General features: G+C 60.9%; 14 protein-coding genes. 10 read left to right on the top strand and 4 right to left on the bottom strand.

Annotated elements, in window-relative coordinates; all coding sequences use genetic code 11:
• Nucleotides 1-5: 5 nt before the first annotated feature.
• The 3 genes from ACLEJR_RS10120 (at nt 6) to ACLEJR_RS10110 (ending at nt 3189) form a co-directional block, all read left to right on the top strand.
• A complete protein-coding gene (locus ACLEJR_RS10120) occupies nt 6-1349 on the top strand; it encodes a DUF3999 domain-containing protein (protein ID WP_440813839.1) in 1344 nt (447 codons plus the stop codon).
• A 235-nt stretch (nt 1350-1584) separates the two neighbouring features.
• Complete coding sequence (locus ACLEJR_RS10115) at nt 1585-2595, top strand: class 1 fructose-bisphosphatase (protein WP_440799369.1); 1011 nt, start codon at nt 1585-1587, stop codon at nt 2593-2595.
• 3 nt (nt 2596-2598) lie between these two features.
• Complete coding sequence (locus ACLEJR_RS10110; protein ID WP_440813636.1) at nt 2599-3189, top strand: DUF924 family protein; 591 nt, start codon at nt 2599-2601, stop codon at nt 3187-3189.
• A gap of 7 nt (nt 3190-3196) precedes the next feature.
• Here the strand turns inward: ACLEJR_RS10110 and ACLEJR_RS10105 are convergent, their stop codons facing one another.
• From ACLEJR_RS10105 to ACLEJR_RS10095, 3 genes are all read right to left on the bottom strand, one after another.
• The gene (locus ACLEJR_RS10105; protein ID WP_440813633.1) at nt 3197-3529 is read right to left on the bottom strand and encodes a type II toxin-antitoxin system RelE/ParE family toxin; all 333 of its coding nucleotides are present in this window, start codon (nt 3527-3529) and stop codon (nt 3197-3199) included.
• Nucleotides 3526-3798, bottom strand: a complete 273-nt coding sequence (locus ACLEJR_RS10100) for a type II toxin-antitoxin system Phd/YefM family antitoxin (RefSeq protein ID WP_440813630.1) — start codon at nt 3796-3798, stop codon at nt 3526-3528. Before ACLEJR_RS10100 ends, ACLEJR_RS10105 begins: the two co-directional genes overlap by 4 nt.
• Before the next feature lie 210 nt (nt 3799-4008).
• Nucleotides 4009-5901, bottom strand: a complete 1893-nt coding sequence (locus ACLEJR_RS10095) for a methyl-accepting chemotaxis protein (protein WP_440799381.1) — start codon at nt 5899-5901, stop codon at nt 4009-4011.
• 284 nt (nt 5902-6185) lie between these two features.
• On the opposite strand from ACLEJR_RS10095, the gene ACLEJR_RS10090 reads away from it, so the two are divergent.
• On the top strand, nt 6186-6440 hold the full coding sequence (locus ACLEJR_RS10090) for a hypothetical protein (RefSeq protein ID WP_058545945.1): 255 nt from the start codon (nt 6186-6188) through the stop codon (nt 6438-6440).
• 31 nt (nt 6441-6471) lie between these two features.
• Nucleotides 6472-7041: a lipocalin family protein gene (locus ACLEJR_RS10085; protein WP_440799384.1), complete on the top strand. Its 570-nt coding sequence runs from the start codon at nt 6472-6474 to the stop codon at nt 7039-7041.
• 118 nt (nt 7042-7159) lie between these two features.
• Here ACLEJR_RS10085 and ACLEJR_RS10080 read toward each other — a convergent pair whose 3' ends face one another.
• Nucleotides 7160-8524: a formimidoylglutamate deiminase gene (locus ACLEJR_RS10080; RefSeq protein ID WP_440813628.1), complete on the bottom strand. Its 1365-nt coding sequence runs from the start codon at nt 8522-8524 to the stop codon at nt 7160-7162.
• Nucleotides 8525-8788: 264 nt separating this feature from the next.
• Here ACLEJR_RS10080 and hutC point away from each other — a divergent pair, with 264 nt between their 5' ends.
• From hutC to ACLEJR_RS10055, 5 genes are all read left to right on the top strand, one after another.
• Nucleotides 8789-9538 carry a histidine utilization repressor gene (gene hutC, locus ACLEJR_RS10075; protein ID WP_047699776.1) on the top strand — a complete coding sequence of 250 codons (750 nt, stop codon included), beginning with the start codon at nt 8789-8791 and terminating at the stop codon, nt 9536-9538.
• Nucleotides 9538-10107, top strand: a complete 570-nt coding sequence (locus ACLEJR_RS10070; protein ID WP_440813837.1) for a HutD/Ves family protein — start codon at nt 9538-9540, stop codon at nt 10105-10107. Before hutC ends, ACLEJR_RS10070 begins: the two co-directional genes overlap by 1 nt.
• A gap of 445 nt (nt 10108-10552) precedes the next feature.
• Nucleotides 10553-12241, top strand: coding sequence for a urocanate hydratase (hutU, locus tag ACLEJR_RS10065; RefSeq protein ID WP_440799391.1), 1689 nt, complete (start codon nt 10553-10555; stop codon nt 12239-12241).
• A 149-nt stretch (nt 12242-12390) separates the two neighbouring features.
• Nucleotides 12391-13857, top strand: coding sequence for a purine-cytosine permease family protein (locus tag ACLEJR_RS10060; protein WP_440813626.1), 1467 nt, complete (start codon nt 12391-12393; stop codon nt 13855-13857).
• A gap of 70 nt (nt 13858-13927) precedes the next feature.
• Nucleotides 13928-14896: an ABC transporter substrate-binding protein gene (locus ACLEJR_RS10055; RefSeq protein WP_440799398.1), complete on the top strand. Its 969-nt coding sequence runs from the start codon at nt 13928-13930 to the stop codon at nt 14894-14896.
• The last annotated feature ends 51 nt before the right edge of the window (nt 14897-14947 follow it).

Here is a 14947-nt window from a genome sequence, read left to right as displayed (position 1 = left end):
TGGGGATGGTCGGATTGTGGGTGGCCTTGTCGGCTTCGGCCCAGGAGCAACCGGCGGATTTCGCCCACCAGGTGCCGTTGGCCTTGAGCGGCGAGGGGCCGTGGTATCGCCTGCCGCTGCCGCTGGACGTTCAACTGCAGGCGCAACAGACCGATCTGAGTGACCTTCGGGTCTTCAACGCGGCCGGGCAGGCCCAGGCCTATGCATTGGTCAAGGAGTCGGTGCAGAGTCGGGAAAACCGCACCCTCACCGACGTCAAGTGGTTCCCGCTGTACAACGCCGCCGATGACAACGAGCGCGCGCCCAGTGTGCGGGTGCAATCGAATGCCAACGGGACCCTGGTGGAAGTCCAGCCGTCCAGCCGGCTCGAGGCCGGGGAAGAGGAGCTGCGTGGCTGGCTGCTCGACGCCAGCGCGCTCAAGGCGCCGTTGCAGCAGTTGGTGCTCGACTGGACCAGCGAGCGCGACGGTTTCCAGCGCTTCACCATCGAGGCCAGTGATGACCTGCAACACTGGCAATCCTGGGGCGAGGGTCAGGTGGCGCGATTGACCTTCGCCGATGAGCGGGTCGAGCAGCATGAAGTGAGCCTGCCGGGGCAATCGGCGCGCTATCTGCGCTTGCTCTGGGACTCGCCGTCCTCCGCGCCGGTTCTGACTTCCGCGCAGCTGCAAAGCGCCAGCTACGAGAGCCTGCCGTTACCGTTGGTCTGGTCGCAGCCTCTGGCCGGCACCACCAGCAAGGCCGGCGAGTACACCTGGCAGTTGCCCAAGGGGCTGAACGTCGAGCAGGTGCGGGTCGAGCTCAGCCAGGCCAACAGCCTGGCGCCGGTGACGTTGGCCGGACGCCGTGAAAGCAGCCTTCCATGGCAGCCCATGGGCAGCGGCTTGCTCTATCGCCTGACCCAGAATGGCCAGGATGTGCTGCAAGATCATTTGCAATTGTCCGGTCAGACCGTGCAGCAGTTGAAGCTGACGGTGGACGAGCGGGGCGGCGGTCTCGGCACCGAGGCGCCGGCCCTGCGCTTTGCCGTGCGGCCGACCCAGGTGGTGTTTCTGGCGCGCGGCGACGGTCCGTACAGCCTGGCGTTGGGCAACGCGACGGTGAAGGCCGCGAGCCTGCCGCTGACGACGCTGGTGCCCGATTACCGTCCATCGCGGTTGGCGACTTTGGGGACGGCGACGGTGAATGGCACGACCACCGCCACAGCGACTGCCGTAACCGTGACCGCGCCGGCTACGGTCGATACCAACTGGAAGAAGATCGGCTTGTGGGCGGTGTTGCTGTTCGGCGTGCTGTTCCTTGCTGCGATGGCCTTCAGCTTGTTGCTCAAGCCGCCGGTCAAGAGCTGAGGTGCATTCATCGCGAGCAAGCTCGCTCCCACAATAGACCGCGTTCTTCGAAATAACTCGGTCAACTGTGGGAGCGAGCTTGCTTGCGATGGCGTCCTTTCAATCGACAGAAATATCCAAGCGAGCCGGGACCCCGTGAACTCAATCCTCCTTATCCCGTCTCATAGGAGGAATTAAGTCCCGACTCGCGCTAAACTGCGCTGGTTTTTCCGCCCCCTATTCTTCGGAGCCGTCCATGTCCCGCGTTACCTTGAGTCGCTATTTGATTGAGCAGACCCGCAGCAACAATACCCCTGCCGATCTGCGCTTTTTGATCGAAGTGGTGGCGCGTGCGTGCAAAGAGATCAGCCACGCCGTTTCCAAAGGCGCGTTGGGGGGAGTCCTGGGCAGCATGGGCACCGAGAACGTGCAGGGTGAGGTGCAGAAGAAGCTCGACGTACTCTCCAACGAGATCCTGCTCGAAGCCAACGAATGGGGCGGTCACCTGGCCGGCATGGCGTCCGAGGAAATGGACAATGCCTACCAAATCCCGGGCAAATACCCCAAGGGTGCCTACCTGTTGGTTTTCGACCCACTGGACGGTTCGTCGAACATCGACATCAACGCCCCGGTCGGTACCATCTTCTCCGTGCTGCGTTGCCCGAATGAATACCTGAGCCAGAACGAAGCCCTGAACGAGAAGGCCTTCCTGCAACCAGGTACCCAGCAAGTTGCCGCCGGCTATGCCATCTATGGTCCGCAGACCATGCTGGTGCTGACCCTGGGCGATGGCGTCAAAGGCTTCACCCTGGACCGTGAAATGGGCAGCTTCGTGCTGACCCACGAAGACATCACGATTCCTGAAAGCACCCAGGAATTCGCCATTAACATGTCCAACCAGCGTCACTGGGAAGCCCCGGTGCAACGCTATGTCAGCGAATTGCTGGCAGGCGAAGAAGGCCCGCTGAAAAAGAACTACAACATGCGCTGGGTCGCCGCGATGGTCGCCGACGTGCACCGTATCCTGACTCGCGGCGGTCTGTTCATGTATCCGCGTGACAGCCGCGAGCCGAGCAAGCCCGGCAAGCTGCGCCTGATGTACGAAGCCAACCCGATGTCGTTTCTGGTGGAGCAGGCCGGCGGTGCGTCTACCGACGGTCACCAACGCATCCTCGACATCCAGCCCGAAGGCCTGCATCAGCGTGTGGCGGTGTTCCTCGGTTCGAAGGAAGAAGTCGCCCGCGCCACCGCCTACCACAAGGAGTAAATCATGGCCGAGCCTTGGCAGCCGTTGCTCGATTGGTGGTTCGGTTCAGCCGAGGCACCGGACGATATAGCGGCTGAAAAAGGCAAGCTGTGGTTCGGCAAGCGTCATGATCGCCAGGCGCGCGAGCGCTTTGGCGATCAGGTCGAACAGGCATTGGCCGGCGGATTGATCGACTGGGCGCAACGCCCGGAAGGTTGGCTGGCCCTGGTGCTGTTGCTCGACCAGTTGCCGCGGATGATCTTTCGCGATACCCCCAAGGCTTTCTCCGGCGACCTGCGCGCCCAAGCGCTGGTGGCCCAAGGCATGGCGGCGGGGTTCGACCGGCAACTCAAGCCCATCCAACGGGTGTTCATCTACCTGGTGCTCGAGCACTGCGAAAACCTGGCCGTGCAGAACGAGGCTGTGTCGCGGTTTATCGACCTGGTTCGCGAGCAGCCGGAAGTGGCTGTATTTGAAGACAATCTCGACTATGCCGAACGGCACCAGAAGATCATTGCGCGTTTTGGACGGTTTCCCCATCGCAATGGGGTGTTGGGAAGGGAGTCTACGGCTGAGGAAGGGGAGTTCTTGAACAGGCCTGGGTCGCGCTTTTAGTGACGGCTTATGGATTGCCTCGAAGCAACCGTTTCATAAGCAGCGCGGGTAGGCTTTTGCAGCTATCGGCAATGATGTGGATATAGATCGTTTGGCCTCGCACTTCATAAATGATCCTGTTCATTCCTGACAGGACCTGCCGATACTGACCAAGATTCAGCTTCTCTATTTCGTCCGGGATCGACCCCGCATAAGGGAATGTTGCCAAATGACGGATCGCAGTCTTAAGACTGGCATGGGTGCTTTGCCATGCTTGAACAGAAAACCGTTCGGTCAGATAAACGCGCAGTTCTTTGAGATCGGTCTCAGCCGATTGGAGGATTACGATCTTTAAACTCATCGTTCGTCGGCCGCGTCCAATTCAGCGAAGACATCCTCGACATCCCGATACTTACCTTCCTCGATTTCCTTATTACCCATAGCCAACAGCTTTAATAGCGACATGGTGTCTTCTTGCTCTTCGAAGCTTTTCACATCCATAACCACGAGCTTGGCTTCACCGTTTTGGGTGATGATCAAGGGCTCCCGGGTTTCTGTGATGGTCTTGACGATGTCGGCAGTATGGCTTTTCAAATAGCTGATGGGCTTGATTTGAGATGACAGCTTCATGATGGGAACCTCTCAAAACTGAGTGAACTGATTTTAGTCCTAATTCAGTCCTGCGTCAGGTTGTGCCGACCAGTGTTCTACTGCCCGATGCCGCCATCGTCGGATCGCCGCCCGGAGCAGGTTCGCTCCCACAGTTGGTTGGGTTTTCCCTGACGGAACACGGTCAACTGTGGGAGCGAGCCTGCTCGCGATGAGGCCAGTGAAGACGCGCTAGATCCGGAAACTCCCCACCAACTGCTTCAACCGCGCCGCCTGCTGCTCCAGATCGGAACAGGCGCGCAAAGTCGCTTGCAGGTTTTCCACACCTTCCTGGTTCAGCGTGTTGATCTCGCTGATGTCGACGTTGATCGACTCCACCACGGCGGTCTGTTCCTCGGTGGCGGTGGCCACCGACTGATTCATGCCGTCGATTTCGCCGATGCGCTGGGTCACGCTGCTCAGGCGCTCGCCGGCCTGGTTGGCGATGCTGACGCTGCCTTCGCTCTGGCGCTGGCTGTCGGTCATGGTCAATACCGCTTCGCGTGCGCCGACTTGTAGCTCTTCGATCATTTTCTGCACTTGCTGCGCCGAGTCCTGGGTGCGGTGGGCCAGGTTGCGCACTTCATCGGCCACCACCGCGAAACCGCGTCCGGCCTCGCCGGCACGGGCCGCTTCGATGGCTGCGTTCAAGGCGAGCAGGTTGGTCTGCTGGGAAATGCTGGTAATCACCTCCAGGATCTGGCCGATGTTCACCGTGTTGCTGTTCAGGGTCTCGATGTTGCCGCAGGAGTCGCTGATCTTCGCCGAGAGTTGCTGCATGGCGGTGATGGTTTTATCCACCACTTGCTGACCGTCTTCGGCGAGGCTGCGGGCATCGCTGGAGTGCTGCGAGGCGAGGGCGGCGTTCTGGGCGATTTCCTGGGCGGCGGCGCCGAGTTGGTTGATGGCCGCGGCCACGCTGCTGGTGCGCGAGGCCTGCTGGTCGGAGTTGAACATCGACGAGTTGGAGGCACTGACCACGCGCAGGGCCACTTCGTTGACCTGGCCGGTGGCCGATGCCACTTCGCGGATCGAGGTGTGAATGCGTTCGACGAAGCGGTTGAACGAGGTACCCAGTGCGCCGAATTCATCATGGCCGTGGATGGTCAGGCGTCGGGTCAGGTCGCCTTCGCCTTCGGCAATATCGTGCATGGCGCGACCCATGGTCAGCAGCGGCTGCATCAGCACGCGGATCAGCATACCCAGCAGGGCGATGATGAAGACCACGGCGATGGCCATGGCGATCAGCGCCGAGGTACGGAACTCACTGAGCATCGCCAGCGCGGTGTCCTTGTCGAGCACCAGCGCCACGTACCAGTCGGCACCCGGCACGCCGCTGACACGGGTGAAGGAAATGAACTGGGTCTTGCCGTCGAGTTCGACTTCCTTCATGCCCGGGCTGACCTGCAGTGCGCCGTTGGGGTAGGCCTCGGCCAGGGTCTTGAGCACGCGCTTGCTGTCGGGGTGGATCAGGATCTTGCCGTCGGCGCTGACAATGAACGCATGGCCATGGCCGCCGAAATTCAGCGAGTTGATGATCGCGCTGACGCTGGACAGGTCGATGTCAGCACCGGCCACGCCGATCATCTGGTTCTGGCGCAGTACCGGGGTGGCCACGGTGATCACCAGCTTGCCCGACGAAGCGGCAATGTAGGGCTCGGTGACAATGGTCTGTTGGGCACTGTTGGCGGCCTTGTACCAGCCACGGGCACGAGGGTCATAGTCGGCGGCGCGGTTGCCCGCCGGCACCGAGAACATCACGCCGTCGGTGCCGCCGAAGTAGCTCAATTGGAAATTGCCGGTGTACGCCGGCAGGCCTACGGCGCGCTTGAGGCTGTCGGCACTGCTGCCGTCCACGGCGATTTGCTGGGCCAGCGATTGCAGCAGTTGGACGCGGCCTTCGACCCAGGTCTGGATGTTTCGACTGGTCAGGCTGCCGAGTTCCTGCATCGAGTTTTCAGTGCTGCTGTGCAGGCTTTGGCGCTGACGATAGTCGTTGAACAGGATGAAACAGGCGAACGCAACGGCTACCACGAGGGCGGCAGCCAGCAGGATTTTGTGGCTGAACTTCATGTTTCTGGTCATTAAGAACGCTACCGCAGAGGTGCTGGTCAGGAAGGTGGGCAATGTGCCATAACGCAGGATTTCGCGCTGTTCTTTTTATCGGCCTGGGAGCGTCAGGGATCAGCTATCGGCTTGCCAAACCCGACGAAATGCAGGGCAGCGCCACAAACTGTTTGATTTACCGACGAAACGCCGCCTAAGGAACCAATAAATACCGCAGGTGTCGGGGAACCAGATAGGGGTTTTCACTTCTAAGCTTCTGGTTGGCGCCCTGCCATCCTCCCTTCCGCTCCAGGAGTTACACGATGTCCCTGCGTTCCATTGCGTTGTTGTTTGTATGCGTCGTGCTGACCGCATGCAGCAAGGTCAATCAGGAAAATTATTCGAAGCTGTCGGCTGGCATGCCCAAGTCCGAAGTCGAATCATTGCTGGGCAAACCGACTGATTGTTCGGGCGCGCTCGGCATGTCCAGTTGCACCTGGGGCGACCAGAAAAGCTTTATCAGCGTGCAGTACGCCGGTGACAAAGTGTTGATGTTTTCCGGCCAAGGCCTGAAGTAAACCGAGGCTACGGGCCTGCGGGAGAAAAATAATGAAGCGGTTATTGTTAGTGCTTTTGGCTGGCCTGGTTTTGGCTGGCTGCGCCACTTCTGGCGAAGACCCGTTGGCGCCCAAGACCGTCAACCACGTCAATTTGAAGCGTTACCAAGGGACCTGGTACGAGTTGGCCCGCCTGCCAATGTATTTCCAGCGCAACTGCGCGCAATCCGAAGCCCACTACACCCTCAAGCCTGACGGCAACATGGGTGTGCTCAACCGCTGCCTGACCTCGGACTGGCAGTGGGAAGAGGCCAGGGGCACCGCCACCCCGCAGGTGCCGGGCAAGACCGACAAGCTCTGGGTCAGGTTCGACAACTGGTTCTCGCGGATCGTGCCGGGCGTGGCGAAAGGGCAATACTGGGTGTTGTACGTCAGCGATGACTACAAGACCGCCATCGTCGGCGACCCGAGCCGCCGCTACATGTGGTTGCTGTCCCGCACGCCGACCGTCAACAGCGTCGTTCGCGAAGAATTGCTGAGCAAGGCGCGTCAGCAGGGCTATGACACCAGCCGGTTGATCTGGCGTGCGTCGGATCGGCAAATGGCCAAGACGTCGGATTGACCGGAATAAAACCTGTGGGAGCGAGCTTGCTCGCGATGAGGTATTTACATTCGACAGAGTTGTTGAATGAAAGACCGTCATCGCGAGCAAGCTCGCTCCCACATTGTCTTACGCAGGGTCAGCCCAGAAGTTCGCGCAGCACCTGGGTAAACGCCCGGGCACTTTGCTCTTCCCCGGCATGACGCCCGTCGCGCACGACCCACTGCCCGCCGACCATCACATCGCGCACTTGGCGATCCCCACCGGCGAACAGCCAACGATTGAGAATCCCGTCACCCTGGGCCGTGGCGAGGTACGGGTCGTTGCCGTCGAGTACCAGCCAGTCGGCGCGTTTGCCGATTTCCAGGGCACCGATGGGTTGTCCCAGAGCCTGGGCGCCGCCTTCGAGCGCGGCATCGAACAGTGTACGTCCGACCATCGGTTGATCCGCCCGGTACAACCGGTTGCGTCGCTGGTCGCGTAGACGCTGGCCGTATTCCAGCCAGCGCAATTCCTCCACCACACTCAACGACACATGGCTGTCGGAGCCGATGCCCAAGCGTCCGCCTTGGGCGAGGAAATCCACGGCCGGGAAAATCCCGTCGCCCAGGTTGGCTTCGGTGGTCAGGCACAAACCGGCAATCGCCCGGCTTCTGGCCATGAGGCTGACTTCGTCGGCATTGGCGTGGGTGGCATGGACCAGGCACCAGCGCTGGTCGACTTCAGTGTTGTCGTACAGCCATTGCAACGGACGGGCGCCGCTCCAGCTCAGGCAGTCGTCGACTTCCTTCTGCTGCTCGGCAATATGGATATGCACTGGGCAATCGCGGTCGCTGGCGGCCAGCACCTCATCGATTTGCCCAGGCGTGACGGCGCGCAGGGAATGGAAACACAGGCCCAGCGCTTGCGCAGGTTGTGCGGCCAGGATCGGCTGCAACCGCGACTGAAGCTTCAGATAGTTCTCGGTGCTGTTGATGAAGCGGCGCTGTCCGTCGTTGGGCGCCTGGCCGCCAAACCCGGAGTGACTGTAGAGCACTGGCAGCAGCGTCAGGCCGATGCCGGCCGCGCTGGCGGCCTGGCTGATGCGCAGCGCCAGCTCCGCTGGATCGGCATAGGGCGCGCCGTCGGTGTCATGGTGCACGTAGTGGAATTCGGCGACCGAGGTGTAGCCGGCCTTGAGCATTTCGATGTACAGCTGCCGGGCGATGATGCCGAGCTGGTCCGGGCTGATTTTTCCGACGAGGCGGTACATCAGGTCGCGCCACGTCCAGAAACTGTCATTGGGATTGCCCGCCACTTCTGCCAGCCCGGCCATGGCCCGCTGGAACGCGTGGGAGTGCAGGTTCGGCATGCCTGGCAACAGCGGACCACCCAGCCGTTCGGCGCCGTCTGCATGGGAATCGGCCTGGATACTGGTCAGAACGCCTGCGGCGTCGACTTCGAGACGTACATCTTTGGCCCATCCGTCAGGCAGCAGCGCGCGTTCGGCAAAGAAGGCGGACATGGTTCAACCTCATCGTGCGTAATTTGTATATACATATACAGACGTTTGCCTGCCCGGTAAACTCCGGCAAGCTAATGTCCTGTTTCACAAATACGTTCTTTTTTGATGCGTGGCTCTTGTCGTCAGGCAAGGCGCCGCGACGAGTCATAGCAGGCTATGACGAGGAGGGGCAACGCAGGATGACGGCAAGAGACGCCGTCAAAAAGGAACAGTATTTGTGATACAGGACATTCGTAACCTTCATAAGCAGAACAGGGAACCGCCGTGCCGACTCCGCCTGCCAAACCGCCGCTGGCCGCAAACCTGGGTGACAGTCCGGCACCCTTGTACGCCCGCGTCAAACAGATGATCACCCAGCAGATCGACAGTGGAAACTGGCCGCCGCATTACCGCGTGCCGTCGGAAAGCGAACTGGTCAGCCAGCTGGGCTTCAGCCGCATGACCATCAACCGTGCCCTGCGGGAAATGACCGCCGATGGCCTGTTGGTACGCATGCAGGGTGTCGGTACGTTCGTCGCCGAACCCAAGAGCCAGTCCGCATTGTTCGAGGTGCATAACATCGCCGATGAGATCGCCTCCCGTGGTCACCGCCACACGTGCAAGGTCATCACCCTGGAAGAAGAGGCCGCCGGTTCCGAACGGGCCCTGGCCCTGGACATGCGCGAAGGACAGAAGGTCTTTCACTCGCTGATCGTGCATTTTGAGAACGATATTCCCGTGCAGATCGAGGACCGTTTCGTCAACGCGCTGGTGGCGCCCGAGTACCTCAAGCAGGACTTCACCCTGCAAACGCCCTACGCCTATCTGAACCAGGTCGCGCCGCTGACCGAAGGTGAGCACGTGGTTGAAGCGATCCTGGCCGAGCCGAGCGAATGCAAGCTGCTGCAGATCGAAAGAGGCGAACCGTGCCTGTTGATCCGCCGTCGGACCTGGTCCGGGCGTCAGCCAGTGACCGCCGCCCGCCTGATCCACCCCGGTTCCCGTCATAGCCTCGAAGGTCGGTTTCATAAATGATCAGTCAGATGAAGGTCCTGCGAGCCGCTGATTACCCACGCATGCCCTGGAAAAATGGTGGCGGCAGCACCGAGGAAATCACCCGCGATGCCGGCACCGGCCTGGAAGGTTTCGGCTGGCGCCTGTCGATCGCCGATATTGGCGAATCCGGCGGTTTCTCCACCTTCGCCGGTTACGAGCGGGTCATCAGCGTGCTGCAGGGCGATGGCATGACGCTCAATGTCGATGGTCGGAGCACCCGGGCGCTGCATCCGCTGGACGCCTTTGCATTCAGTGGCGAGAGCCATGTGCATTGCACCTTGCTGGGCGGGCCGATTCGCGACTTCAACCTGATCTATGCACCGCAGCGTTACCGTGCGCGGGTGCAGTGGATGAAGGATGAGCAGCGGTTTTTCAGCGAGGCGGGGACGCTGCTGGTGTTCAGCGCGGCTGCATCGCTGCGCGTCAAGGTCGGCGAGCCTGAGGCGGAACTGGGCCTCTACGACTGTCTGCAATTGAGCGGTAACGCCGGGTTGCTGGAAATTTCCACGAATGGCCAGTGCTGTGTGATCGAATTGATTGCCCACTGATACCCGCTAAACAGCTTTTTGTGGCGAGGGAGCTTGCTCCCGCTGGGGTGCGGAGCAGCCCTGGGTTTTTTGCGACTGCTGCGCAGTCGAGCGGGAGCAAGCTCCCTCGCCACAAAAGCTCCCCCACTGTTTCCTGTGCGCACCAACTTGTTACCGAATGCCCCAGCGTAGCGCAATGCCACGCTTTTGCGGCGTTCACCTCCCCTACTAAAAGCCCGCTCCCGAAATTTTCATCCAGCTCGGCAACCCATACGCCACGGGCTTCGTAGCCATTTCTCAAGTCAGCCTCCATAAGCGCCTCAAAAAAGTTGGCCGCTTGATTGCATATGCTTGTACATACAAGTAAAGACGTATGCGTATGAGTCATCGATGCTCAACGCTACGTTCGCTGAATCACTGCCCATTGCCCGGGCTGGTCTGGACTGATCGCTGAGGAGTTTTTGCTGTGACCGACGCTACCCGCAAACCTGAAAAATACCGTGACGTTGAAATCCGTGCCCCTCGCGGTAACACGCTGACCGCCAAGAGCTGGCTGACCGAAGCGCCACTGCGCATGTTGATGAACAACCTCGATCCGGAAGTCGCGGAGAACCCCAAGGAACTGGTGGTATACGGTGGCATTGGCCGTGCGGCGCGTAACTGGGAGTGCTACGACAAGATCGTCGAAAGCCTCACCAACCTGAATGACGACGAAACCTTGCTGGTGCAATCCGGCAAGCCGGTGGGCGTGTTCAAGACCCATAGCAATGCCCCTCGCGTCCTGATCGCCAACTCTAACCTGGTGCCGCACTGGGCCACCTGGGAGCATTTCAACGAGCTCGACGCCAAGGGCCTGGCCATGTACGGCCAGATGACCGCCGGCAGCTGGATCTACATCGGCAGCCAGGGCATCGTCCAGGGCACCTACGAAACCTTCGTCGAAGCCGGTCGCCAGCATTACGATTCCAATCTCAAGGGCCGTTGGGTGTTGACCGCCGGCCTGGGCGGCATGGGCGGCGCACAACCGTTGGCCGCGACCCTGGCTGGTGCTTGCTCGCTGAACATCGAATGCCAGCAGGTCAGTATCGATTTCCGCCTCAAGACCCGCTACGTCGACGAGCAGGCCACCGACCTCGACGACGCCCTGGCCCGTATCGAGAAATACACCGCCGAAGGCAAGGCGATCTCCATCGCCCTGTGTGGGAATGCGGCTGAAATTCTCCCGGAACTGGTCCGTCGCGGTGTGCGTCCCGACATGGTCACCGACCAGACCAGCGCCCACGACCCGCTCAACGGGTACCTGCCGGCCGGCTGGACCTGGGACGAATACCGTGCCCGCGCCAAGACCGAGCCTGCCGCCGTGGTCAAGGCCGCCAAGCAATCGATGGCTGTCCACGTTAAAGCCATGCTGGCCTTCCAGAAAATGGGCATCCCGACCTTCGACTACGGCAACAACATCCGCCAGATGGCCCAGGAAGAAGGCGTCGAGAATGCCTTCGACTTCCCCGGTTTCGTTCCGGCCTATATCCGTCCGCTGTTCTGCCGTGGCATTGGCCCGTTCCGTTGGGCGGCGCTGTCGGGCGACCCGCAGGACATCTACAAGACCGACGCCAAGGTCAAGGAACTGATCCCCGACGACGCCCACCTGCACAACTGGTTGGACATGGCGCGCGAGCGCATCAGCTTCCAGGGCTTGCCGGCGCGTATCTGCTGGGTTGGCCTGGGCCAACGGGCCAAGCTGGGCCTGGCGTTCAACGAAATGGTGCGCAGCGGCGAGCTGTCCGCGCCGGTCGTGATCGGTCGCGACCACCTGGACTCCGGTTCCGTGTCCAGCCCCAACCGCGAAACCGAGTCCATGCAGGACGGCTCCGATGCGGTCTCCGACTGGCCGCTGCTCAACGCCTTGCTCAACACCGCCAGCGGCGCGACCTGGGTCTCGCTGCACCACGGTGGCGGCGTCGGCATGGGCTTCTCCCAGCATTCGGGCATGGTGATCGTCTGCGACGGTACCGATGAAGCCGCCGAGCGGATCGCTCGCGTACTGCACAACGATCCAGGCACTGGCGTGATGCGTCATGCCGACGCCGGTTACCAGATCGCGATCGATTGCGCCAAGGAACAGGGGCTGAATCTGCCGATGATCACCGGCAAGTAATGCAGGTCCCCTTGTGGGAGCGAGCCTGCTCGCGATGGCGTCATCAGATTCGACACCGGCATCGGCTGATACACCGCTATCGCGAGCAAGCCCGCTCCCACAGGAAGCAGGCTCCACAAGAACCCAGAACAATCCACAGAGGTTGAACCATGGCTGTCACCAGCACCCGCGCAAGCAGCAAGCCGTTGATCGAGAAGCGCTCGATCGATTACATCCCGGAAGCGGAGCGACATGGTCGGTTGTTGAGCCAGTTCACCCTCTGGATGGGGGCCAACCTGCAAATCACCGCCATCGTCACCGGCGCATTGGCGGTGGTGCTGGGCGGTGATGTGTTCTGGTCGTTGATCGGTCTGCTGATCGGTCAAGTGCTGGGCGGGGGCGTCATGGCGCTGCATGCCGCGCAAGGGCCCAAACTTGGCCTGCCGCAGATGATCTCCAGTCGGGTGCAGTTCGGCGTTTATGGCGCGGCCATTCCGATCGTGCTGGTGTGCCTGATGTACCTGGGTTTCACCGCCACGGGCACGGTGCTTTCCGGTCAGGCGCTGGGCCAGTTGTTTAGCGTCAGCGACAGTGTCGGCATCCTGATTTTCGCCAGTGTCATTGTGCTGGTCACGGTGCTCGGCTATCGGGTGATTCACTTCATCGGCCGTGTCGCCAGCATCATCGGGGTGATTGCCTTTGTTTACCTGTTTGCTCGCCTGATCGGCCAGGTGGACGTGGGCGCACTCCTGCAAATCCGCCATTTCAGCTGGAGCAGCTTTCTGCTCGCGGTGTCGCTCGCGGCTTCCTGGCAGATCGCCTTCGGCCCTTACGTGGCTGATTATTCCCGCTACCTGCCGAGCCAGACCTCGTCGGTGAAAACCTTTTTTGCCGCCGGCGCCGGTTCCGTCATCGGCGCACAGGTGGCGATGATCCTCGGCGTGTTTGCCGCCGCCTCGGCCAACGGGCAGTTCGCCGGTCATGAAGTGGCCTACATCGTTGGCCTGGGGGGGACCGGTGCCACCGCTGCGTTGCTGTACTTCAGCATCGCATTCGGCAAGGTCACCATTTCCACGCTGAACTCCTACGGCAGCTTCATGTGCATCGCGACCATCATCAGCGGCTTTCGTGGGCACCTTAATGTCACGCGTTTGCAGCGGCTGGTCTTCGTGCTGGTCATCGTCGGTGCCGCGACCCTGATCGCGCTGCTCGGCCAGCACTCGTTCCTCGGTGCATTCAAGTCCTTCATCCTGTTCCTGCTGGCGTTCTTTACGCCCTGGAGCGCGATCAACCTGGTGGACTACTACTTCATCACCCGCGAGCGCTACGACGTGCCGGCACTGGCTGATCCGAACGGTCGCTACGGGCGTTGGAACATCCTGGGGATCAGCGTCTATGCATTGGGTGTGCTGATTCAGCTGCCGTTCATTGCCACCAAGTTCTATACCGGTCCGCTGGTGGCGGCGATGGGGGGCGTGGACATTTCCTGGATCATCGGCCTGGTCGTACCGGCAGCGGTGTATTACCTCGCCGCAAAGAAATGGCACAGCGCTGTACCCGATCGATTGATCCTGCCAGCCGAGCAGGACACGGTTGACGCACAACCGAGCAGGGCGGGCCGCACCCAAGCGGTCTGATGGGACGTTGACAGGGCTGGATGCCTCTTGACTGCCGTAAGCCAACTCAAATGATTAGGAGCGTCACATAATGAAATCGAACAAGACCCTGCTGACCACATTGCTTTCCATGGGCCTGCTGGCCAGTGCCGGCGCCACGCAGGCGGCCGGTTGGTGCGAGTCTGGCAAACCGGTGAAGTTCGCCGGCCTGAACTGGGAAAGCGGCATGCTGCTGACTGACGTGCTGCAAGTGGTGCTGGAAAAAGGCTACGACTGCAAGACCGACAGTCTGCCCGGCAACTCCATCACCATGGAAAACGCCCTGAGCAGCAACGACATCCAGGTGTTCGCCGAAGAGTGGGTCGGCCGCAGTGAGGTCTGGAACAAGGCCGAGAAGGCCGGCAAGGTGGTCGGTGTCGGCGCCCCGGTGGTGGGTGCCATCGAAGGCTGGTACGTGCCGCGCTACGTGATCGAAGGCGACGCCAAGCGCAAGCTCGAAGCCAAGGCGCCGGGCTTGAAGAACATTGCCGACCTGGGCCAGTACGCCGCCGTGTTCAAGGACCCGGAAGAACCGTCCAAGGGGCGTTTCTACAACTGCCCGGCCGGTTGGACCTGCGAGCTGGACAACAGCGAAATGCTGAAAAGCTACGGCCTGGAAAAAACCTACACCAACTTCCGTCCTGGCACTGGCCCGGCGCTGGATGCGGCGGTGCTGTCGAGCTACAAGCGCGGCGAGCCGATCCTGTTTTACTACTGGTCGCCAACGCCGCTGATGGGTCAGGTGGACCTGGTGAAACTGGAAGAAAAACCAGGCGTGGATAAAAGCGTGAGCATCAAGGTCGGTTTGTCCAAGACGTTCCACGACGAAGCGCCGGAGCTGGTGGCAGTGCTGGAGAAGGTCAACCTGCCTATCGATATCCTGAACCAGAACCTGGGGCGCATGGCCAAGGAACGCATCGAGTCGCCTAAGCTGGCGAAGATCTTCCTGAAGGAACATCCTGAAGTCTGGCACGCCTGGGTTAGCGCAGACGCTGCCAAGAAAATCGACGCGGCTCTGTAGGTCGAATCTTTCCCGGCCAACCCTGGGGCTGGTCGGGACGTTCACCGCATC

This window comes from Pseudomonas sp. SMN5 (assembly GCF_052041925.1).
Taxonomy (GTDB): Bacteria; Pseudomonadota; Gammaproteobacteria; order Pseudomonadales; family Pseudomonadaceae; genus Aquipseudomonas.
Note: the sequence above shows the minus strand (reverse complement) of the source record. Positions and strands in the feature narration are given on the sequence as shown.